Raw genomic sequence first — 20,832 nt, 5'->3', positions numbered from 1 at the left:
ACCCCGGGCCGGCACCCTCCCGGCTGGACCTTGACACGGATGTCAACGATAAACGATCGGGCCCATGCCCACTCCTGAACTCCACGCCCCCGCGCGGCCGGTGGCCGCGGCACCGAGGCTGCCCTGGCCCGCGCTGCTGGCCATGAGCGCCGGCGGATTCGTCACGATCATGACCGAGGCCCTGCCCGCCGGGGTGCTGCCCGCGATGAGTGCCGACCTCGGCGTCGGCCAGTCCGCCGCGGGGCAGTCCGTCACGCTCTACGCGGTCGGCTCCATCGCGGCCGCCGTCCCGCTGACCGCCGTCACCGGCCGCCTGCCGCGCAAGCCCCTGCTGCTGGTCGCCGTCGGAGGCTTCGCCGCGGCCAACGCCGTCACCGCCGTCTCGCCGAGCTATCCGCTCACCATGGCCGCCCGGTTCGCGGCCGGCCTGGTCGCCGGGCTGCTCTGGGCGTTGCTGGCCGGGTACGCCCGGGGCATCGTCGCCCCGGAGCAGCGCGGGCGGGCGATGGCCGTCGCCATGACCGGCTCGACGGTCGCCCTGTCGGTGGGCGTGCCCGCCGGCACCGTGCTGGCAAGCCTGGTGGGCTGGCGGGCCACCTTCGGGCTGATGAGCGCGATCGCCCTGGCGCTGACCGGCTGGATGCTGTTCGTACTGCCGGAACCGCCCGGCCGGGCCGACCGGACCGACCGGGCCCGGACTCCGGTCCGACGGGTGCTGCGGACGCCGGGCGTCGCCGCCGTGCTGGCCGTCACGGCGACCTTCGTGCTCGCCCACAACATCCTCTACACGTACGTCGCCGCGCTGCTCGCACCGCTGGGGCTCGACGGCCGGACGGACACCGTCCTGCTCGTCATCGGGCTGTCCTCGCTGGCGAGCATCCTCGGCACCGGCGCCCTGATCGACCGCTACCTGCGCCCGCTGACCATCGCCGCCTCCGTCCTCCTCGCCGTCGCCGCGCTGCTCCTCGCCGCCGCCCTGCTCGGCTCGGCCGGCTGGCCCGTCTACGCGGCCGCCGCGCTCTGGGGCCTCGGCTTCGGCGGCGCCGCCACCCTCCTCCAGACCGCCGTCGCCGACGCGGCCGGGCCGGCCGGGGACATCGCCCAGTCGCTGCTCGTCACCTGCTGGAACCTCGGCATCGCGGTCGGCGGCCTGGCCGGCGGCCTCCTCCTCGACCACGCCGGCCCGACGGCCCTGCCCTGGTCCGCCCTCGTCCTGCTGGCCGCCGCACTGGCCGTCACCCTCGGCGGACGGCGCCACGCCTTCCCGGCGCGGCATGAGCACTCTTCCGTGTGAAATCGACGCACGTTCCTCGTGACCGACGCACGGCCCGCCGTACCGTGAGTCGCATGACAGCCAGAGTCCCCATCCGCCAGCTCCAGCAGCACGCCAGCGAGTTGATCGACCGGGTCGCGGCCGGCGAGCGCGTCGAGATCACCCGCAACGGGCGGCTGATCGCCGTCCTCGCACCGCCCGATCCCGAGCAGCGGGTGCTGGAGGACCTCGTTCGCGACGGCACCATCGACCCGGAGAACGCCGCCACCGCGCGCGGCCTGGCCGACTGGCCTCTCCCCGAGCCAGACACCGGGCTCGGGTCGGCCTCCGAGGCCCTGCTCGCCATGCGTGAGGAGGAGGACCGTTGATCTACCTCGACTCCTGCGCGATCCTCAAGCTCCTGGTCCCCGAGAAGGAATCCACCGCTCTACGCACGTTTCTCTCCTCGCACGGCGCCGAGGGACATGCGACCAGCGCACTGACCCAGGTTGAGGTGCCACGCGCCCTGATCCGGATCGGCGCACCACCGGAGTTACTGGACAAGTCGACCGACCTGCTCGACCGGCTGCTCCGCGTCCGGCTCTCCGATCCCGTCCTCAGGGCAGCGTGCCGGTTCCCCACCCAGCACCTCCGCACACTCGACGCGATTCATCTCGTCAGCGCCGAGCACTTGGAGCACGCGCTCACCGCCTTCGTCACGTACGACAAGCGCCTGGCCGACGCGGCGGAGGAACGGGACCTGCCCGTGGTCGTGCCCGGTAGGGCAGCCGGCTCCCGGTAGGCGGACACTCGGGCCCCGACCGGCCGGGTGACGAGCCGGCCTGGTCGGAGCCGGGCGAGCCCCGGCTGCCGACGGCGAGCCTGTCGCTATCGCTCGGGCACGGTGCCGGGCAGCTGCCGGGCCCGATCCTCGTGGTCGACGGTCAGGACCGCGGGTCAACCGACCCGCCCGACCGTCTGCTCCGCGTCCGGCTCCGGTCATCCATCGCCAACTCGAAGCAGCTGCCTGGGTGTCACCACCACGGCCACCCTGCCGCCGGGTCCCCCTCCCTCCGCGATCCGCCACCCTTCCCCGCCCGCTTCCTCGCCCGCTTCGACGGCCCCGGCAGGGTCGCACTGCTCGTCCCGGCAGCTGCTGTTCGCCCGCCCGGCCCCTCCGCCCGGCTCGATCAGCGGTGTCAACCCTGACCATCGTCATGGTCGTTGCCTGACTTTCGGGTCGGGTGGAAAGGGCTCCTCGGCTTCTACCGTCCGGACCATGACGTACACGGACAGGAAATCCAGGAAGCCCACGACCGGCCGAAGGATCCGGACCGCGGGGGCGGGCAGGCCCGTCCTGGCCGCGGCCCTGCTCTGCGCGGGGGCCGGGGTGGTGGCGTGGCTGGCGCCGGAGCGGGGTGGTGGGGCGGGGCCGGTGCGGGTGTCGGCCGGGTGGTCGGCGGCCGGCTACCGGCGGGTGGCGGAGGCCGTCGCCGATGCCCCGCGTGCGGTGGCCTCGCTGCTGGAGCCGGCCACCGAGGTGGGGTTGCTGGTGCTGGGGCTGCTGCTGGCGTTCTGCTGGTGGACGGCCCGGGCCCGGCGGGCCGCCGGGGCGGTCGCGGGGGTGGCACTGGTCGGGCTGGGCACGGTGCTGGCCTACGGGGCGAGCGAGGTGCTGAAGGTGGTCCTCGACGAGGAGCGGCCCTGCCGGGCTCCGGCCGGGCTGCCGGGCCCGGCGGCGGCCGAGTGTCCGCCGCCGGGTGACTGGTCGTTCCCCAGCAACCACGCCACCCTGGCGGTCGCGCTGGCGACGGGGCTGGTGCTGCTGCGCCCGCGCTGGGCGCTGTCGGCCATACCCGTCGGCGGTGCCACGGCCGCGCTGCGGGTGGCGGCCAGGGTGCACTATCCGCACGACGTGCTCGCCGGTGCCGCGCTCGGCGGCACGGTCACGGCGGCGGTCGTCCTCGCCCTGCGGCCTGCGGCCACCACCGTGGTGACGGCGCTGACCGGGGTGCCCGTCCTCGGGCGGCTGCTGTCGGCGCCGGCGATACCGTCGGCCCCGGGCGCGAACTCGGGCTCGGGCATGACGGTCTCAGTCCCGCGGGCCGCCCGCGCAGGTGGCGCCGAGGGTCAGCCCGGCCTCGTGCGCGAGGACGGCGGCGGCCGCCCGGTTGGCCACGCCCAGCCGCGCCAGGATGGAGCTCACATGGGCCTTCACGGTGCCCTCCACCACCCCCAGTCGGCGGGCGATCTGACCGTTGGACAGCCCGGCGGCGATCAGCGTCAGTACGTCCCGTTCCCGGGTGGTCAGGGCGGCCACCTGTTCCCGGGCGCCGGCGCGCCGGTCGGCGGGGCCGCCGGCTCCGGTGGCGGCCAGGTGGGCGACCACCCGGGCGGCCACCTTGGGTGAGAGGTAGGCCGCACCGCCCGCCACCGCGTGCACCCCGGCGAGCAGTTCCTCGGGCTCTCCGGACTTGATCAGGAAGCCGTTCGCGCCGCCGCCGAGCGCGCGCAGGATGTAGTCGTCCTCACCGAAGGTGGTCAGCATGAGCACTCCGGTCGCCAGACCGTTGCGGCGGATCTCGGCGGCGGCCGTGATGCCGTCCGTCCCGGGCATCCGGATGTCCAGCACGGCGACGTCCGGCCGGTGGCGCCGGACGAGCTCGACGGCCTCCCGGCCGTCCCCGGTCTCGGCGACGATCTCGATGCCCGGGTCGGTGGCGAGCACGGCGCGCAGTCCGGCACGGATCATGGGCTCGTCGTCGGCGAGCAGCACCCGGATCGGTGCGGTGGTCATCGGCGGCTCCTGTCGGTCGCTCGGGACGGAGGTGGTGCGGGAAGGGAGGTACGACGGGAGGTCAGGAGACGAGCACGTCGAGGGAGACGAGCCGGGAGTCCCGGAAGCAGAGCCGGTAGGCGTCGCCGGCCCGATCCACGAACAGTTGGGCGGTGATGGCGTAGTAGGTGCACGAGACCCCCTCCCCCGACGGCGGCGCCGGTGTCGACGACCCGACCGGCGGGCGGTACGGCAGCCGGTGGCCCGGCAGCAGGCGCTCGACCGAGGCCTGCTCCTGCCCCACCTGGAGGGAGGCGTAGACCTCCGGGTCCAGCACCGACAGGCTGACCACGTAGAGCGTCCATACTCGCAGGGCCACGGTCAGCAGCACGGCCGTCACCAGCGGGACGAGCACCACGGCGGCCAGTGTTCGCCCCACCCTGCGCCGAGCCTGCCGCAGCTCGCGCACCGGCGACGGCGGGGCCGCGGGCACCGGCGGGACGGGCCCCGCGGCACGGCGCGGCAGGTCGGCCACAACCTCGAACCCGCCGTCCGGGCGGGCCCGGTGGGCGAAGGTGCCGCCCGCGAGCCGGACGCGCTCGGTCAGACCGACCAGGCCGCGGCCGCCGGTGGACGGCACGGCGGGCACCGCGGTCTGCGCTGCGGTGGAGGTGGAGGTACCGGCGAACGTCTCGACGAACGTCGCGGTGGGCGTTGCGCTGCGAGGGGTTGACCCGGGGGCCGACGACGCCGCGCCGGCACGGGCGCCGGCGGACACGGGCACAGGCCCGTTGGCCACCCGGAGACGGGCGCCGTCCGCCGCGTAGGCCACCTCCACGGTGACGGCCGCCCGCGGTGCGTGCTTGGCGGCGTTGGTCAGCGCCTCCTGCACCACCCGGAAAGCGGCGTGCTCGGTGGCGCGCGGGAGCCCGTCCGGCTCCCCGGTGATCTCCGAGCGGACGTCCAGGCCGGCGGCGGCCGCCTCGGCAACGAGCTGCGGGATGTCCGAGTCGGCGGGCCCGTGGGCCACGGAGGTGCCCTCACCGTTCTCGTCCCCGGCGCGCAGGATGCCGATCACCTCGCCGAGCCGGTCGACGGCGGCGGCCGCGCCCGCCCGGATCTCCTGGACGGCCTCCCGGTGGGGCTGGGCCAGGCCGGGAGCGAGCTTGAGGGCCCCGGCGCGCAGAGCGATCAGGCTGAGGTCGTGCCCGAGGGCGTCGTGCATGTCCTGGGCGATGCGGGCACGTTCACGCAGGCGGGCCTGCTCCGCGACGAGTTGCTGCTCGCGCTCCAGCCGCTCGGCCCGCTCCCAGCCGGCGCGCACCAGTTCCTGCGACTGCCGCCAGAACCGGCCCAGCAACCACGGCCCCATCCCGGTGCTCACGGCGAGCGCGACGAACCGCAGGCCCAGAACGATCCAGGAGGGCACCGACCCGACCATCAGCACCCCGGCCGCCACCAGGACGGCGAACACCACCGCCGCCGGCCGTACCCGCTCCATCCGCAGCCCGGCCAGGAAGGAGAACCCGATCGCGGGCAGCGCCCACCAGAGGCTGGTGACACCGAGCCCGATACACACCGACGCCACCACGGGCAGCGCCACCCCACTCATCCGCATGCCCACGACCCTATGAGCGCCGCCGTCGCGGCGGATCTGTCGAAAGTCATGCCCGGGGCGCCAACCCGTGCCCACGACGCGGCGCGCGGGCGGCTCCCTCGCCCGGGACGCGCTCGTCCGCGACGTCGTCGGCCCGCTGAAGGACTGTCCGACTCGTTCCGATGATTCGGGTGCGTCCGCCCGATTCCCGTGAGATAAAAGTCGGACGCACTCGAACCGGGGGAAGGGTGACGTCATGGGTCTCGTCACGGTGTTCCTGCTCGCACTCGTCGGCACCGTCATCGGTGTCACGGCCTTCCTGGTGCTCCGGGAACGTTCGCGGCGGCGCCGGTTCGACGACGCGGAGGGCCTGCTGATCGAACAGCAGCGGACCGCCCACGCCGCGCGCATGCGGGCGACGTACTCCAGCATGTCCGTCCACCACGGCAACGGTGTGATCGGCGACGAGGGGAACCGCCACCGCTCCTGACCTCCCGCGGCACGGCCCCGCGTCAGCGGCACAGGGCGGCGTCGACGACGTCCTCCAGGTTCCGGGTGACGGCGCGGTCGGTCGGGACGGTGGTCACCGCGACGTTCACGGCGCGCCCCTCGTCGGTGGCGCCACCACGGGTCTCGTTGCCCGGGATGTCGCCGCCGGGCCCCCGGTAGACCCCGCCGCAGGAGAGCGGCCGGCTGAAAACGCCCAGTCCGGCGCCGACCCCACCTCCGATCGGCACCGTGGTGCGCACCTGGGCGAGCTGGGCCGCGGGCAGCAGGCGGTCCGGGACGAGCAGTTCGGTGAAGAACCGGTTGAGGTCCGAGTTGGTGGAGACCATCTGCCCGGCCGCCCAGGCCGCCGACGGGTCCAGCTCCACGGATGCCGATCCACATCGCCGGCCGCCGCCGTACGGCGGCCGCACTGAACGCCGCGTTCCCCGGTGCGGAGATCGTCGACGTCACCTCCAAGGCACCGGACCCGTGGGTCCGGCTGAGCCCGTTCTTCCCGCACGGCGGCATCCCCGTCCCGTACGGCGACGGCCTGACCAGCGAGTCGGTGGAGGGGATCTGGCAGGCCCTCAAGGTCTTCCGGGACGCCGACGTCGACCCCGCGAAGCTGCGCATCACCTCGATGAAGGGCCTCAAGCGGACAGTGCGCCGGTTCGGCCCCGTCGAGGGCCACCGAACCGGCCCGCACGGCGACCGGCTCCTGTCGTACGAGACGGCCCGCCGCCGCATCTACCTGCCCGCCTACCGGTGGGTCCTCGAACACCGCGCCGCCGACCTGGTCGAGCGGCTCCGGGGGATGGACGAGGTCGTGCTCCTCGACTTCACCACCAACGGGCGACGTCGCCGACCCCTCCAGCCCCCTCTCCCACGCCGCGCTCGTCCGGCTGTACGTCGAGGGCCGCTGGCCCGCCGAGGAGCACCCGGACGCTCCGGCTCCGCGACCGGTCGAACACCCTGAGCCCCGAACACCCTGAGCCCCGAATGCGCCGAGCCCACACGCCCTGAGCCCCGAGGCTGAACCCTCCGGGCCCGTCGGCCGTGTTCCGGGTGCGGCACCGCGTCGGCGGGCAGCCGCGGTCCCTCGGAACGGAGTCGATTTGATGAGCAAGCGCGCCGGCCACGCGAGGCACGGAGGCCCCGGGGTGTTGGCGGCGGTCGCCCGCCGCAGGGTCCCGGTCGCGGCGACCGCGGTCGCCCTGGTGGCCGGGTCCGTCCTCGCCGTCTCCGCCAGCGCCGCCGGACCGGCCGACGCCGCCGTGCCGGCCGCCGCCCAGGCGCCGCGGGTGAAGGCCCAGCAGTGGATCTACCCCGGTCCGGCCGGTTCGCCGACCTGCAGCGCGCCCGCCGAGTACGCCGACGGCCGGCTCGCGAACGGCGTGCTGCAGCCCGAGTACTACACCATCGACGGCAACGGCGGCGCGGTGCTGCTGTCGGCCTCCGACCCGGACTACGCCTGCAACGGCTACAGCCCGGCGAACGTGGCGGACGTCAAGGCCCACTCGGCGCAGCAGTACATGACGGTCTCGCTGGCCGACCTCGCCGCCGAACGCAAGCTGACGGGCGACCCGGCGAAGACGGCCGCGGCCGTGCAGACCCTCACCGACTTCACCCGGAAGATCGGCTTCGCCGGCGTCGACATCGACTTCGAGAACTACTGGGACTGGAGCGCGCAGGACGCCGAGAACTTCTTCGGCTTCATCACCGCCCTGTCCGACGGGTTGCACGGCCGCGGCCTCAAGCTGCAGGTCGAGGGCCCGCCGGACACCACCACCCGGTTCGACTACGGGCGGGCCCTGACGGCCGGCGCCGACCAGGTGGTCATGATGGCGTACGACTACCAGTACCAGTCCCCGGCCGGCGCCACCTGCCTGCCGTTCGCGCCGTACGACTGGGCGCGGGACCTCTTCTCCGGCGCCCTGGCCCAGATCCCGGCCGACCAGCGCTCCCGCTTCGTCGCCGGGCTGCCGTCCGAGGCCTACACCGCGAGCGACCAGTGCCGCACCGTCAAGGGCAACCAGACCGTCGCCGACATGAAGAAGGCCCCGGGCTACTCCGAGGACCCGGCGGTCATCGCCCAGCGCCGTGACCCCGCCTCGGGCGAGATCCGGTGGAGCTCGGGCGGCCGCTTCTACGACTACGTCGACCAGACCGCCCTGGACTCCAAGCTGAAGGTCGCGACCGACCTCGGCATCACCGAGGTCTCGGTCTGGGCGCTGGGCGGCGGCAACGCCTGGTTCTCCCCCGGCGCCCTGGGCGGCGGCCCGGCCGGCCACGGCCTGGTCTCGAAGGCCAGCGGCCGCTGCATGAACGCCCCCTCCTCGGCCAACCTCGCCCGCTTGGAGGTCCGGGACTGCGACGGCTCCGCGGGCGAAGCGGTCGCCGCCCAGGCCGACGGCACCCTCCGGGTGTACGGCAAGTGCGTGGACGCCTCCGGCCGCAAGACCACCCCCGGCACGCCCGTCATCCTGTACACCTGCAACGGCGGGACCAACCAGCAGTGGCAGCCCCGGCCCGACGGCTCCTTCGTCGGCGGCCAGTCGGGCCTGTGCCTGGACGTCACCGGCGGAGCGGTGCCCGCCCCCGACGGCACGCAGCTGGAGCTGTGGCAGTGCACCGGCCAGAGCAACCAGATCTGGACCGCCGTCTGACACCACCGCGCCGGTTCCCCACCGACGGCACCGCCCGCCCGGGCGGTGCCGTCGCCCGCTCCGGAACGCCTCTCCGCCCTTGCCGGGAAAAGCAGTTGGTCCGAACACGCGAGGAGTCCGACAATCGCCGGATGACCGATGACCAGAGCGAGTTCCAGCGGTGGCGCGCAGCCCGCATGACCTGCAAGCGCTTCCTCTCCGCCGACCGCGTCCTCAGCATCCGCGAGCGCCTCGCCCAACTCTCCGCCATAGACGGCCTGGACGCCGGCCCCGACTTCTACGGCATCGGCGGCCCGGTGCGACAGCTGGAGGAACGGACCGCCGCCCTGCTCGGCAAGGAGGACGCGGTCTTCTTCCCCACCGGGACGATGGCCCAGCAGGTCGCCCTCCGCCACCACGCCGAGCGCACCGGCAACACGGCCGTCGCCCTGCACCCGCTCAGCCACATCGAGCGGCACGAGCGCCACGCCCACACCCAGCTCACCGGCCTGCGCGGCCTCTGGCCCACGACCGCGCAACGCCAGCCGACGCCCGAGGAACTCACCGCGTTGGGCGAGCCGTTCGGCACCCTGACGGTCGAACTCCCGCTGCGCGACCCCGGTTACCTCCTCCCCAGCTGGGACGAGTTGACCGCCATGGTCGCCGCCGCCCGCGAGGCCGGCGCCCGGGTGCACTTCGACGGCGCACGCCTCTGGAACACCACGGTCCACTTCGACAGGCGGCTCGACGAGATCGCCGCCCTCGCCGACAGCGTCTACGTCTCGTACTACAAGGACCTCGGCGGAATCAGCGGAGCCGCCCTGGCCGGTGACTCCGCCCTCACCGCCCACGCCCGCACCTGGCGCCACCGCTACGGCGGCCAGCTCTCCCAGCAGTGGCCCGCCGCTCTCGCCGCCCTCCACGGCCTGGACACGGTGCTGCCCCGCCTGGCCGACTACACCCGCCACGCGGCCACCCTCGTACCGGCCCTGGCCGCACTGCCGGGCGCCCGGCTCCACCCGGAGGTCCCGCCCACCCACGAGTTCCAGCTCTGGCTGCCGGGCCCGGCCGAGGCCCTGAACGCCGCCCACCTGGCGCTCGCGGAGGAGGAGGGCCTCTGGTTCACCTCGCACTGGGAGGACGCCGCGCCCGGCCTCGCCATGGCCGAGATCAGCCTCGGCGAGCCGGCGCTGGCATGGACGGCGGCGCAGGTGCGGGAGGTCGGACTGCGCTTCCTGGAGCTGGCCGCCAAGGCCTGACGGAAGGGACCTTCCGGGGTGCCGGGCCTGGACTGACTCCCCGTCAGCCGAAGCCCGGCCCTTCCGGCCTCGCCGGCCGACACCCCTGCGGAGTTCCCGGAATCCGGACCTCCACTCCGAGGAGTGATTCACCGCGAAACGGTTCGCGGCGAATCACCCTTCATGTCAGACTGACGATATGAGCGAGATGCACGTGGGGGACCTGGCCGCCGTCCGCAGCCGCGAGGAGTTGGTCGCGCTGATGGCCGACGGGGTGCGGCCGAAGTGGGTGATGTTCTGGGGGCACACCGAGCGCAAGGGCGGCGGGACGCGCCAGGAGTGCCTGAGCCAGTGGTGGCCCGGCGAGTTCACCGTCGACGGGGTCGGCTACGCCTCCGCCGAGCACTGGATGATGGCCGGCAAGGCCCGGATGTTCGGCGACGAGGAGATCGCTCAGCGGGTGCTGGAGGCCCGGACACCCGGCGAGGCGAAGAAGCTGGGGCGGCTGGTCAGGGACTTCGACAACGAGACCTGGACGGCCGGCCGCTTCGAGCTGGTGGTGGCGGGCAACGTCGCGAAGTTCGGGCAGGACGAGGCGCTGCGCGGCTACCTGCTGGGCACGGGCGACCGGGTGCTGGTCGAGGCCAGCCCGCTGGACCGGATCTGGGGCATCGGGCTGGCCGCCGACGACATCCGGGCCCAGCAGCCCGCCGAGTGGCGCGGGTTGAACCTGCTCGGCTTCGCGCTGATGGAGGCACGGACGCGGCTGGGCGCGTGAGCACGATCGCTCCACTGCTGGATGGGACGGTGGTGGTCTCGGCCGCGGCCGCCCTGTTCCTGGCGCCGGGAGTTCTGCGACGCAGGGGCCCGGAGCGGCGGCACGTCGGCACGCGCCGGCCCGGGCCGGAGCCGGTGCTGGCGGTGGTCGTCGCACTGATCTACCTCAACCAGGTGCTCGTCGCCGTCTACGTGAACCGGGTGCACCACGGGGACGTCTCCTTCATCGCCCGCCACCTGCCGCCCGGGTGGTTCGACGTGCCCCGCCTGGACCCCCTCGCCGCCCACTTCCCGGCCCCGGAGCTGCTGGCCCCGTCCGTGCTCCGGGTTCCGGCGCTCCTCGAACTGCCGCTGGTGCTGCTGGCGTTCGTCGCCGTCATCCGACGGCTGGACCGCGCGCTGTACGTCCGGCTGGCCCGCTCACCCCTGATCCCGCTCGCCGCCGCCTCGTACACGGTGGCGTTCTGCGCGGTGGAGTGGGACCTGCGCAACCCGTACACGGTGGACGACCTCGTGCTGCGCACGCTCGCCGCCTGCCTCACGCCCCCGCTGATCGTCTGGCTGGCCCGCCGCGAGCCCGAACCCGAACCCGAACCCGAACCCGAACCCGAACCCGGCGCCGAACCCGCCCGGAGCCTGTTCCGCTTCGCCCTCGACCTGTGGGCGTACGGCCAGTTGATGCTGGGGCTGTACGACACCGCACTGCTCTACAACCTCGCCCGGCTCGGCGACCATCTCCCTTCCGCCGCAGCCGCGTTGGCGGTGCTCGTCGCCACCCGCACCGCCCCGACCCGACCCCGCCTCCCGCACCGGCAGCCGGGCCCGTACACCACCGCACTCGCCGAGACGATCGGCCGGGCGCTCGCACTGTTCCTCGCCCCCGCCCTGGCGATCCGCTACGCGGAGTCCTTCGGGACGCCCGAACTCGCCGCCCTGGCCGGGATCCTGGTGATCGGGGCTGCGGCGGCCCACCGGGACGCGCTGCTCCTCCTGCTGCCCGCCCTCGCAGGCGGGGCGGTCGGATATGCCGTCGCGGCGCTCGCTCCCGGCTCGTACTACGAGGCGACCCTGCTACGGAGCGCGACCGGCGCACTTCTCACAACGACCGCCGTCTGCGCGCTCCTTGACACCACTCGGACACGACTGGTCGTGCGCTCTTAACTCCTACGCCACATACTGACGCGAGGATGTCACACAGTCAGGGTCCGAATGGACAGGTTGGGGCGATCATGCGCATGCGGCCGACGGCACAACCCGCAGGCCAGCAGCCGGAAGGCGAGCAGCAAGCCGCCGAACTCCGCGCAGAACTGGACGAGTTACTCCGTGCGAGCCGCTACGCGAGCCAGCGGGAACGGCGCCTCAACGAGGCGATCCGCGCAACCCCCGGTCGACAGCGGCCGGACGGGGAGCTGCTGCGCCAGCTCGCCCAGGCCCGCACCCTCCGCGAGGGGCTGGGCGCCCGCTGCCTCCAACTCAGCGACCAGCTGGAGGCGTTGGAGAGCCGGATCAGACACCGGCAGCAGCCTCCGCCACCACAGCAGCCCCAGCACCCCCACTTCCCGCAACAGCAACAGCAACAGCAACAGCAACGACAGCAGCCCTCACAGCAACCCTCACAACAGCAGGCCCCGCCACCCCCCGCCCGCCCCGACCTCGGCGCCCTCACCGAGCGCATCATCACCCTCCACCGGGCCGGCTCCCTCACCGAGGTCGCCGAGGTGATCGACACGGCCGCCGCCCACCTCGCCCCCGCCGACGCCTCGCTGCTGGTCGGCATGCTGACCCGGTACGGCCCGAACGGCAGCTCGCTCCACCTCGCCCGCAGCATCTCCCGGTCGGCTCCGGACCACTCCGTCGCCGTGCTCGCCGAGCTGCGCGAACTGGGCCTGGCCGAGGAGGCGGCGGAGGTGTTCCACGCCTTCTGGAGCTACCCGGCCGCCTCCGTCCCCGGTCTGCTCTCCGCGCTGGACCGGGCCGGACTGGCCGCCGACAGCGCGACGCTGCTCTGGGAGTGGGGGTCGGCGCCGATGACCGAGCTGACCTCCCTGGCCGCCTGCCTCCAGCAGCACGGTCGGGCCGCCGACGTCCGGACCCTGCTGCGCCAGGCCGCCGGTCGCTCCACCGCCGACCTCGCCGACCTCGCGGCCGGGCTGCCGCCCGCGCTCGCCACCCTGCTGCTGAACGAACTGGCCGTGCTGCGCCCGCCCGTCGAGGTGGTCCGGCTGGCCACCGCCCTGAACGGCGCCGGCACCTCCGAGCTGTACGCGCAGCTGCTGGCCGCACTGCTCGCCGACGAGGCCCGCCACCGCACCACCCTCGCCGCCCTGCGCACCGCCGGCCTGCCGACCCGCCCGCCCACGGCTCCACGCTCCCGCTGGGGACGGCGCTAGCGGCCCGCCGCCGCCCCGACCCCGACCGCCCCGCCCCCGGACAGCAAGGAGCCCCCGACCGCCCCATCAGGGCGGACGAGGGCTCCCGAGCCGATCAGGCCCCCGCTAGCAGCCGATCAGCCGCGCGCCGAGGTACGCCTTGACCTGGTCCAGCGAGACGCGCTCCTGCGACATGGTGTCGCGGTCGCGGACGGTCACCGCGTTGTCCTCGAGGGTGTCGAAGTCGACCGTGACGCAGAACGGCGTGCCGATCTCGTCCTGGCGGCGGTAGCGCTTGCCGATGGCGCCGGCGTCGTCGAACTCGACGTTCCACGCGGTGCGCAGGTCGGCGGCCAGGCCGCGGGCCTTCGGGGAGAGATCGGCGTTGCGCGACAGCGGCAGGACGGCGACCTTGACCGGGGCCAGGCGCGGGTCCAGCCGCATGCCGACGCGCTTCTCCATGACGCCCTTGGCGTTCGGCGCCTCGTCCTCGAAGTAGGCGTCGATCAGGAAGGCCAGCATGGCGCGGTTGAGGCCGGCCGCCGGCTCGATGACGTACGGGAAGTAGCGCTCGCCGGACTCCTGGTCGAAGTACCGGAGGTCCTTGCCGGAGGCCTCGCTGTGCACCCGCAGGTCGTAGTCGGTGCGGTTGGCGACGCCCTCCAGCTCGGAGAACTCGCTGCCGCCGAAGTTGAAGCGGTACTCGATGTCCACCGTGCGCTTGGCGTAGTGGGAGAGCTTCTCCTTCGGGTGCTCGAAGAAGCGCATGTTCTCGGTGCGCATGCCGAGGTCGACGTACCAGTCCCAGCGCTGCTGGAGCCAGTACTCGTGCCACTGCTCGTCCTCGCCCGGCTTGACGAAGAACTCCATCTCCATCTGCTCGAACTCGCGGGTCCGGAAGATGAAGTTGCCGGGCGTGATCTCGTTGCGGAAGCTCTTGCCGGTCTGGGCGATGCCGAACGGCGGCTTCTTGCGCGAAGTGGTCTGGACGGCGCTGAAGTTGGTGAAGATGCCCTGGGCGGTCTCCGGGCGCAGGAACGCCAGGCCGCTCGCCTCCTCGGTGACACCGAGGTGGGTCTTCAGCATGCCCGAGAAGTCCTTGGGCTCGGTGAACTGGCCCTTGGTGCCGCAGTCGGGGCAGTTGACGTCCTTGAGGCCGTTCGGCGGCGGGAAGCCGTGCTTGGCCTCGTACTTCTCCTCCAGGTGGTCGGCCCGGTGGCGCTTGTGGCAGGAGAGGCACTCGGTCAGCGGGTCGTTGAAGGTGGCGACGTGGCCGGAGGCCTCCCACACCTCGCGCGCGAGGATCACCGACGAGTCGAGTCCGACGACGTCCTCACGGGCCTGGACCATCGTGCGCCACCACTGGCGCTTGATGTTCTCCTTGAGCTCGACACCCAGCGGCCCGTAGTCCCAGGCGGCGCGCGTGCCACCGTAGATCTCGCTGCAGGGGTAGACGAAGCCACGGCGCTTGCTCAGGCTGACGATCGTGTCGATCTTGTCGGCGGCCACAGTGCTCTCTTCAGTACGTACGGCACGGTCAGGGCACGGCTGGTTGCGCGTACCCGAATACCTCAGGTTACCGGCCATACGGGTACGTGATTCAAATCGGTATCGTCCGGCCGCCGACGCCCTCGGCCACCCTCCGTTCACCCGCCCGAGTGATTTGACAATCATTTCCATGTGAGATGAGAATGATTGTCATGATGATCAGACTGCCTCGACTCGGACTGACTCGCCGGACCCGTCGCTCCATGGCCTTCGGCGCCACCGCCCTGGCCGCCTCCCTCGCCCTCACGGCCTGCGGAGGCAGCAGCAGTGCCGACAGCGGCGCCGGTCGGCTGAAGGTCGTCGCGTCCTTCTACCCGATGGAGTTCCTGGCCCAGCAGATCGGCAAGGAGCACGTCGCGGTCACCGATCTGACCGCCGCCGGCGTCGAGCCGCACGACCTGGAGCTCACCGCCAAGCAGGTCGGCACGGTCCAGAAGGCCGACGCGATCATCTACCTCAAGGGCCTGCAGCCCACCGTCGACCAGGCCGTCGCGCAGTCGTCCAGCAAGCACAAGATCGACGCCACCGCCGCCAGCCCGCTGGTCGACCACCACCTCGACGAGGGCACCGAGGACGAGGCCCACGGGAGCGAGGCCCACGGGGGCGACGGCCACGGGCACGAGGGCCCGGCCGGCGACCCGCACATCTGGCTCGACCCGACCCGCTACGCGGCGATCGCCAAGAGCGTCGGCGACGAGTTCGCCAAGGCCGACCCGGCGCACGCCGAGGACTACCGGAAGAACACCGACGAGCTGGTCACCAAGCTCACCGCGCTCGACCAGGAGTTCCGGGCCGGGCTGAAGGACGCCACGACCAGGACCTTCGTCACCAGCCACGCCGCCTTCGGCTACCTCGCCGACCACTACGGCCTCACCCAGGTCGCCATCAACGGCGTCGACCCGGAGTCCGAGCCCACCCCGGCCCGCCTCGCCGCGGTGCAGAAGGCCGCCAAGGACAACGGCGTCACCACCGTCTTCTTCGAGACCCTCGTCAGCCCCAAGCTCGCCGACACCGTCGCCAAGGACCTCGGCCTCAAGACCGCCGTCCTGGACCCGCTGGAGGGCGTCAAGGACCCCGCCAAGGACGACTACCTGACGGTGATGAAGCAGAACCTGGCCAACCTCCAGGCCGCCCTCGGCGCCCCGGCCACCCCCGCCGGAACCGCCCCCGCGACGGACGCCGCCACCCCTGCCGCCACCAGCTGACGGGACCAGCACCATGACCGACCCGATACCCCCGGCCGTCCGCCTCCGTGACGCCGTCGCCTCGCGCGGCGGCCGGCCGGTGCTGCGCGGCGTCGATCTCACCGTCCGCCCCGGCGAGGTCGTCGCCCTGCTGGGCGCCAACGGCTCCGGCAAGTCCACCACCGTCAAGGCCGTGATCGGCTCCGTCCCGCTGGAGCAGGGCACCCTGGAGCTGTTCGGCACGCCGTTCGGCTCCTTCCGCGCCTGGCACCGGATCGGGTACGTCCCGCAGCGCACCACCGCCGCCTCCGGCGTCCCCGCCACCGTCCGCGAGGTGGTCTCCACCGGACGGCTGCCGCAGCACCGGCTGCTGCCCTTCCGCCGCCGGGACCGCGAGGCGGTCGACCGCGCGCTGGCCGCCGTCGGCATGCTGGAGCGGGCCTCGGACGGCGTGGCCGACCTCTCCGGCGGCCAGCAGCAGCGGGTGCTGATCGCCCGCGCCCTGGTCGGCTCCCCCGACCTGCTGATCATGGACGAGCCGATGGCCGGCGTGGACGCCGCCAGCCAGCAGGTGCTCGCCGACACCCTGCGCGCCGAGGTCGGCCGCGGCGCCTCCGTCCTCCTCGTGCTGCACGAACTCGGGCCGCTGGAGCCGCTGATCGACCGCGCCGTGGTACTGCGGGACGGCTGCGTCGCCCACGACGGCCCGCCGGTGCCCAACACCGGCCTGCACGCGCTGCCCGGCCACGACCACGTCCACCCGCACGCCGACCTGACCCCGCCGAGGCTGCTCGCATGATCGAGATGTTCTCCTACGACTTCATGCAGCGCGCCCTGCTCGCCGCCGTCCTGGTCGGGATCACCGCCCCGGCCGTCGGCATCTACCTGGTGCAGCGCCGCCAGGCGCTGATGGGCGACGGCATGGGCCACGTCGCGATGACCGGCGTCGGCCTCGGTTTCGTCTTCCAGACCAGCCCGGTCTGGATGGCCGTGCTGGTCTGCGTGCTCGGCGCCGTCACCATGGAGCTGGTCCGCTCGCGCGGCAACCAGCGCGGCGACATCGCCCTCGCGATGCTCTTCTACGGCGGCATGGCCTGCGGCAAACTGCTGGTCTCGATGTCCGCCCAGGCCGGGGCCGGCTCGCTGGAGAGCTACCTGTGGGGCTCGATCCTCACCGTCGCCCCCGCCGACCTGGCCACCATCGCGGTGCTCGGCGCGGTGGTCATCGCGGTCACCGTCGGCCTGCGCCGCCAGCTCTTCGCGATCTGCCAGGACGAGGACTTCGCCCGGGTCACCGGGGTGCCGGTGCGCACCCTCAACCTGCTGCTCGCGGTGATGGCCGCGGTCACCGTCACGGTCGCCATGCGGGTGGTCGGGCTGCTGCTGGTCAGCGCGCTGATGGTGGTCCCCGTGGTGGCCGCCCAGCAGCTCACCCGCTCCTTCGCCGCCACCCAGGCCGCCTCGATCGCGCTCGGCGTGGTCGTCTCGCTGGCCGGCGTCACCGGCTCCTACCACCTCGACGTGCCCTCCGGCCCGGCCATCGTGCTGCTCGCCATCGCGGTCTTCGCGGTGTTCAGCCTGCTCGCCGCCCCACTGGCCCGGCGGCGCCACCGCGGCGCGGGCGAGCAGGGACCGAAGGTCTGCGACGTCGAACTGCCGGGACAGGCCACCTCCGGGCCCTCCGGCATGAGCACCACTGAGGGACGGGCGGGGCTGGCACAATGATGTGCGAGACGCCCACGACCCCAGGAGGACCCACGGTGACCACCGCAGGCCCGTCGCCGCGCGCCCGATCGACCCGGCAGCGTGCCGCCGTCTCGGCGGCCCTGGACGAGATCGCGGACTTCCGCAGTGCCCAGGAGCTCCACGACCTGCTCAAGCACCGCGGCGACTCCGTCGGTCTGACCACGGTCTACCGCACGCTCCAGTCACTCGCGGACGCCGGTGAGGTGGACGTGCTGCGCACCGCCGACGGCGAGGCGGTCTACCGCCGGTGCAGCAGCGGGCACCACCACCACCTGGTCTGCCGGCACTGCGGCGCGACCGTCGAGGTGGAGGGCCCCGCGGTGGAGCGCTGGGCCAACTCGGTCGCCGCCGAGCACGGCTTCAGCGACATCGCGCACACCCTGGAGATCTTCGGGACCTGCGCGGAGTGCGCCAAGCGGATCTGAGCCCCGTACACGACGCCCCGTACGCGACGGCCCGTACACGACGGAGAGGACCCACCGGGATGATTCCGGTGGGTCCTCTCCGTCGTCCGGGTGGCGCGGGAGCGAGGGACCGCTCAGCGCCGAGGGACTCCTCAGCGCTGGGACGGCAGCGGCGCGCCGACCTCGTTGGGGATCGCCCCGCCGAAGCGCCGGTCACGCATCGCGTACTGCTCGCAGGCGCGCCACAGGTCGCGGCGGTCGAAGTCCGGCCAGAGCACGTCCTGGAACACGAACTCGGCGTAAGCCGACTGCCAGAGCAGGAAGTTGGAGGTGCGCTGCTCGCCGCTGGGGCGCAGGAACAGGTCCACGTCCGGCATGTCCGGGTGGTACATGTACTTGGCCAGGGTCTTCTCGTTGACCTTCTTCGGGTCGAGCTTCCCGGCCGCGACGTCCATGGCGATCGCCTGCGCCGCGTCGGCGAGTTCGGCCCGGCCGCCGTAGTTGACGCACATGTAGAGCGTGACGGCGTCGTTGCCCTTGGTCTGCTCCTCGGCGACCTGCAGCTCCTGGACGACGCTCTTCCACAGCTTGGGCATCCGGCCCGCCCAGCGGATCCGCACGCCCATGGCGTCCATCTCGTCGCGGCGGCGGGCGATGACGTCCCGGTTGAAGTTCATCAGGAACTTCACCTCGTCGGGCGAGCGCTTCCAGTTCTCGGTGGAGAACGCGTACAGCGAGATGTTCTTGACCCCGAGCTCGATGGCGCCCTTGAGGACGTCCAGCACCACGGACTCGCCGACCTTGTGGCCCTCGGTGCGCGGCAGTCCGCGCTCCTTGGCCCAGCGGCCGTTGCCGTCCATGACGATCGCGACGTGCTGGGGGATCAGCTCGCCGGGGAGCTTCGGGGGCTGTGCGCCGCTGGGGTGCGGGGTCGGGGGGACGTACGCCCGCTGCTTGCCGCCGCCGAAGAGCCGTCGCGCTGCCATGTGCTCACTTCTCCACGTATCTCATCGAGCGGATGCCCCGCTCCAGGTGCCACTGCAGATAGGCCGCGACCAGGCCGCTGCCCTCCCGCCAGTACCGCGGCTCGCAGGCGTCGGCCGTCTGCCAGTCCCCTGACAGCAGCGCCCCGAGCAGTACCAGTGTCTCAGGGGAGGGTACGGCACATCCGGGCACTCGGCAGTCGCCGCAGAGCACCCCGCCCGCGGGAAGGGAGAAGAAACGGTTCGGCCCCTCCAGGCCGCACTTGGCGCAGTCGGTGAAGCTCGCGCCGTACCCGTTCACCGCGAGCGAGCGCAGCAGGAAGGCGTCCAGCACCAGGTGCGACTCGTGCAGCCCGGCCGCCAGCGTGCGCAGTCCGCCGACCAGCAGCAGGTACTGCTGGACGGCCGGCTCGCCCTCGTTCTCGGCGAACCGCTCGGCGGTCTCCAGCATCGCGGTGCCGGCCGTGTAGCGGCCGTAGTCGGTGACGATCGAGCCCCCGTACGGGGCGATGGTCTCCACCTGGGTGCAGAGCGGCAATCCGCGGCCGACCAGCTCACTCCCCCGGCTGAAGAACTGCACGTCCACGTGCGAGAACGGCTCCAGGCGGGCGCCGAACTTGGACTTCGTCTTCCGCACCCCGCGAGCGACCGCCCGCACCTTGCCGTGCTGGCGGGTCAGCAGGGTGATGATCCGATCGGCCTCGCCGAGCTTCTGCGCCCGCAGCACGACGCCGTCGTCCCGGAAAAGACTCATGGGGACCATTGTCCCCCACCCCCGCCCCGCGCCGGACAGCCGTGTTGCCCGCACCGACGGCCGTGGGGGAGGCCTGCGGTGCGGGTCACGGCGGGCCCGGGGTGGGGAGTCCGGGGCCCGTTGTGGGGGATTCGGAGGTGGTCTACGGATTCCGGAGTCGCGGACCGCGGGGCGCGGTGATCGACGGCCGGCGTACTCGACGGACGGTGTGTTCGACGGACGGGTCTACTCGACGGACAGTGCCACGAGCGGTGTGCTCGTCGGACGGTGCTAACGGTGCTACTTGTACGGCGCCCTGGCCGCCGCCTCCAGCAGCGCCCCGACCCGGGCCTTCGGCAGGTCCAGGCAGCCCCCGACCGCGGCCAGCGCGTCGCGCTCCTGCGGCAGGTAGCGCCCGTCCGCCAGCGCGATCGCCGCGCCCTGCAGCAGCAGCCGCTCGCGGCCGTGGTGGGCCAGGTGCGGGGTGAGCGGTTCGAGCACCGCGTGCAGTTCGACGGCCAGGCCGCCGGACATCCCGCGGGCGTCGTGGAGTTCGCCGCCGAGCCCGGAGAGCGCGGCGAGCGCGGCCAGCACCTGGGCCTCGCCGCAGTCCTCGAACCCGGCCTCGCGCACCGCCGTGCAGGCCGCCTCGCGGGCCGCCCGGTGGGCGGTGCCGCCGGCCGCGAGCAGGGCCAGCGCGATGGTGTACTGGGCGTCCCGCAGCATCGCGCCGAGGCGCACGCTGGTGGGCTGCTCCAGGCTCTCGACGCCGTACCGGCCGTGGCAGCCGGTGCACTGCACACTGCCGATGACCGGGCCGAGCGGGACCACCGGGGTCCCCAGCAACCGCAGCCACCGCCGGCCGTGCTGCCGGCGGTAGTTGCGGTCCCCGCCGCAGCCCGGGCAGAAGAAGTCACCGAGAACGTCAGTCCGCCACCGCGGGCGAACACCCCACAACCTGGTCACGGCGCCACTCCCCAGACATGGCAGGCGGCCTGCTCGACAATGGGCAGGTCACGCGACCGGACACCGAGGCCGTCCCACCGACCCGGCTTTCCGGTGGATCGATGTTGCCACGGTTACCGGCACGT

Annotated in this window: 23 protein-coding genes and 1 pseudogene; 15 read left to right on the top strand and 9 right to left on the bottom strand. The window is 73.1% G+C overall.

Annotated features, from left to right (window positions below):
* The first annotated feature begins 64 nt into the window (after positions 1–64).
* From ACGF0D_RS26180 to ACGF0D_RS26170, 3 genes are read left to right on the top strand one after another with little or no spacing between them, the layout of a single operon-like run.
* Entirely contained in the window at positions 65–1,294 is a 1,230-nt protein-coding gene (locus ACGF0D_RS26180) for an MFS transporter (protein ID WP_392920208.1), read from the top strand.
* A 53-nt stretch (positions 1,295–1,347) separates the two neighbouring features.
* Positions 1,348–1,641 carry a type II toxin-antitoxin system Phd/YefM family antitoxin gene (locus ACGF0D_RS26175; protein ID WP_392869807.1) on the top strand — a complete coding sequence of 98 codons (294 nt, stop codon included), beginning with the start codon at positions 1,348–1,350 and terminating at the stop codon, positions 1,639–1,641.
* Positions 1,638–2,054 (top strand): type II toxin-antitoxin system VapC family toxin, encoded by a 417-nt coding sequence (locus tag ACGF0D_RS26170; RefSeq protein ID WP_392869809.1) that lies wholly within the window; start codon positions 1,638–1,640, stop codon positions 2,052–2,054. Before ACGF0D_RS26175 ends, ACGF0D_RS26170 begins: the two co-directional genes overlap by 4 nt.
* A gap of 665 nt (positions 2,055–2,719) precedes the next feature.
* Here the strand turns inward: ACGF0D_RS26170 and ACGF0D_RS26165 are convergent.
* Positions 2,720–2,899, bottom strand: coding sequence for a hypothetical protein (locus tag ACGF0D_RS26165; RefSeq protein WP_392920249.1), 180 nt, complete (start codon positions 2,897–2,899; stop codon positions 2,720–2,722).
* Here ACGF0D_RS26165 and ACGF0D_RS26160 point away from each other — a divergent pair.
* Positions 2,877–3,161, top strand: a pseudogene (locus ACGF0D_RS26160) (phosphatase PAP2 family protein); the annotation flags it as partial. The gene ACGF0D_RS26165 and the pseudogene ACGF0D_RS26160 sit on opposite strands and share 23 nt — an antisense overlap.
* On the opposite strand, the gene ACGF0D_RS26155 reads toward ACGF0D_RS26160, so the two are convergent.
* The 3 genes from ACGF0D_RS26155 to ACGF0D_RS26145 all read right to left on the bottom strand — a co-directional run bounded on the left by ACGF0D_RS26155 (position 3,155) and on the right by ACGF0D_RS26145 (position 5,646).
* Entirely contained in the window at positions 3,155–3,337 is a 183-nt protein-coding gene (locus tag ACGF0D_RS26155) for a hypothetical protein (protein ID WP_392920246.1), read from the bottom strand. The pseudogene ACGF0D_RS26160 and the gene ACGF0D_RS26155 overlap by 7 nt on opposite strands.
* A 7-nt stretch (positions 3,338–3,344) precedes the next feature.
* Positions 3,345–4,049 carry a response regulator gene (locus ACGF0D_RS26150; RefSeq protein WP_392920205.1) on the bottom strand — a complete coding sequence of 235 codons (705 nt, stop codon included), beginning with the start codon at positions 4,047–4,049 and terminating at the stop codon, positions 3,345–3,347.
* A 61-nt stretch (positions 4,050–4,110) separates the two neighbouring features.
* On the bottom strand, positions 4,111–5,646 hold the full coding sequence (locus ACGF0D_RS26145) for a sensor histidine kinase (protein ID WP_392920202.1): 1,536 nt from the start codon (positions 5,644–5,646) through the stop codon (positions 4,111–4,113).
* Positions 5,647–5,881: 235 nt separating this feature from the next.
* Between ACGF0D_RS26145 and ACGF0D_RS26140 the strand changes: the two genes are divergently transcribed.
* Positions 5,882–6,115: a hypothetical protein gene (locus ACGF0D_RS26140; protein WP_392920199.1), complete on the top strand. Its 234-nt coding sequence runs from the start codon at positions 5,882–5,884 to the stop codon at positions 6,113–6,115.
* Between the two features lie 22 nt (positions 6,116–6,137).
* On the opposite strand, the gene ACGF0D_RS26135 is transcribed toward ACGF0D_RS26140, so the two are convergent.
* Positions 6,138–6,500 carry a hypothetical protein gene (locus ACGF0D_RS26135; protein WP_392920197.1) on the bottom strand — a complete coding sequence of 121 codons (363 nt, stop codon included), beginning with the start codon at positions 6,498–6,500 and terminating at the stop codon, positions 6,138–6,140.
* A 2-nt stretch (positions 6,501–6,502) separates the two neighbouring features.
* Between ACGF0D_RS26135 and ACGF0D_RS26130 the strand changes: the two genes are divergently transcribed.
* The 6 genes from ACGF0D_RS26130 (at position 6,503) to ACGF0D_RS26105 (ending at position 13,164) form a co-directional block, all read left to right on the top strand.
* Positions 6,503–7,090: a DUF6939 family protein gene (locus ACGF0D_RS26130; RefSeq protein WP_392920194.1), complete on the top strand. Its 588-nt coding sequence runs from the start codon at positions 6,503–6,505 to the stop codon at positions 7,088–7,090.
* 142 nt (positions 7,091–7,232) lie between these two features.
* Positions 7,233–8,780, top strand: coding sequence for a ricin-type beta-trefoil lectin domain protein (locus ACGF0D_RS26125; RefSeq protein WP_392920191.1), 1,548 nt, complete (start codon positions 7,233–7,235; stop codon positions 8,778–8,780).
* A gap of 131 nt (positions 8,781–8,911) precedes the next feature.
* A complete protein-coding gene (locus ACGF0D_RS26120; RefSeq protein ID WP_392920188.1) occupies positions 8,912–10,018 on the top strand; it encodes a threonine aldolase family protein in 1,107 nt (368 codons plus the stop codon).
* Between the two features lie 178 nt (positions 10,019–10,196).
* Positions 10,197–10,775, top strand: a complete 579-nt coding sequence (locus ACGF0D_RS26115; protein WP_392920185.1) for an NADAR family protein — start codon at positions 10,197–10,199, stop codon at positions 10,773–10,775.
* Complete coding sequence (locus ACGF0D_RS26110; RefSeq protein ID WP_392920182.1) at positions 10,772–11,935, top strand: hypothetical protein; 1,164 nt, start codon at positions 10,772–10,774, stop codon at positions 11,933–11,935. The genes ACGF0D_RS26115 and ACGF0D_RS26110 overlap by 4 nt, the downstream gene beginning before the upstream one ends.
* Positions 11,936–12,003: 68 nt before the next feature.
* Complete coding sequence (locus tag ACGF0D_RS26105; protein ID WP_392920180.1) at positions 12,004–13,164, top strand: hypothetical protein; 1,161 nt, start codon at positions 12,004–12,006, stop codon at positions 13,162–13,164.
* 105 nt (positions 13,165–13,269) lie between these two features.
* On the opposite strand, the gene ACGF0D_RS26100 is transcribed toward ACGF0D_RS26105, so the two are convergent.
* Positions 13,270–14,652: a glycine--tRNA ligase gene (locus ACGF0D_RS26100; protein WP_392869830.1), complete on the bottom strand. Its 1,383-nt coding sequence runs from the start codon at positions 14,650–14,652 to the stop codon at positions 13,270–13,272.
* Positions 14,653–14,846: 194 nt separating this feature from the next.
* Between ACGF0D_RS26100 and ACGF0D_RS26095 the strand changes: the two genes are divergently transcribed.
* Genes ACGF0D_RS26095 through ACGF0D_RS26080 form a run of 4 tightly spaced genes read left to right on the top strand, consistent with a single transcriptional unit; the run spans position 14,847 to position 18,046 of the window.
* On the top strand, positions 14,847–15,896 hold the full coding sequence (locus tag ACGF0D_RS26095; RefSeq protein WP_392870112.1) for a metal ABC transporter substrate-binding protein: 1,050 nt from the start codon (positions 14,847–14,849) through the stop codon (positions 15,894–15,896).
* 13 nt (positions 15,897–15,909) lie between these two features.
* Positions 15,910–16,674 (top strand): metal ABC transporter ATP-binding protein, encoded by a 765-nt coding sequence (locus tag ACGF0D_RS26090; protein WP_392869831.1) that lies wholly within the window; start codon positions 15,910–15,912, stop codon positions 16,672–16,674.
* Positions 16,674–17,600 carry a metal ABC transporter permease gene (locus tag ACGF0D_RS26085; protein WP_392920243.1) on the top strand — a complete coding sequence of 309 codons (927 nt, stop codon included), beginning with the start codon at positions 16,674–16,676 and terminating at the stop codon, positions 17,598–17,600. Before ACGF0D_RS26090 ends, ACGF0D_RS26085 begins: the two co-directional genes overlap by 1 nt.
* A 35-nt stretch (positions 17,601–17,635) precedes the next feature.
* On the top strand, positions 17,636–18,046 hold the full coding sequence (locus tag ACGF0D_RS26080; protein WP_188298282.1) for a Fur family transcriptional regulator: 411 nt from the start codon (positions 17,636–17,638) through the stop codon (positions 18,044–18,046).
* Between the two features lie 131 nt (positions 18,047–18,177).
* Here the strand turns inward: ACGF0D_RS26080 and ACGF0D_RS26075 are convergent, their stop codons facing one another.
* From ACGF0D_RS26075 to ACGF0D_RS26065, 3 genes are all read right to left on the bottom strand, one after another.
* Entirely contained in the window at positions 18,178–19,011 is an 834-nt protein-coding gene (locus ACGF0D_RS26075) for an isoprenyl transferase (RefSeq protein WP_392869833.1), read from the bottom strand.
* A gap of 4 nt (positions 19,012–19,015) precedes the next feature.
* Positions 19,016–19,762, bottom strand: a complete 747-nt coding sequence (gene recO, locus ACGF0D_RS26070; RefSeq protein WP_224279474.1) for a DNA repair protein RecO — start codon at positions 19,760–19,762, stop codon at positions 19,016–19,018.
* Between the two features lie 279 nt (positions 19,763–20,041).
* Positions 20,042–20,707 carry a TerB family tellurite resistance protein gene (locus ACGF0D_RS26065; protein ID WP_392869837.1) on the bottom strand — a complete coding sequence of 222 codons (666 nt, stop codon included), beginning with the start codon at positions 20,705–20,707 and terminating at the stop codon, positions 20,042–20,044.
* Between the last annotated feature and the right edge of the window lie 125 nt (positions 20,708–20,832).

Source organism: Kitasatospora sp. NPDC048298, assembly GCF_043201465.1.
Classification (GTDB): Bacteria; Actinomycetota; Actinomycetes; order Streptomycetales; family Streptomycetaceae; genus Kitasatospora.
This window is presented reverse-complemented; position numbering and strand designations above follow the sequence as displayed.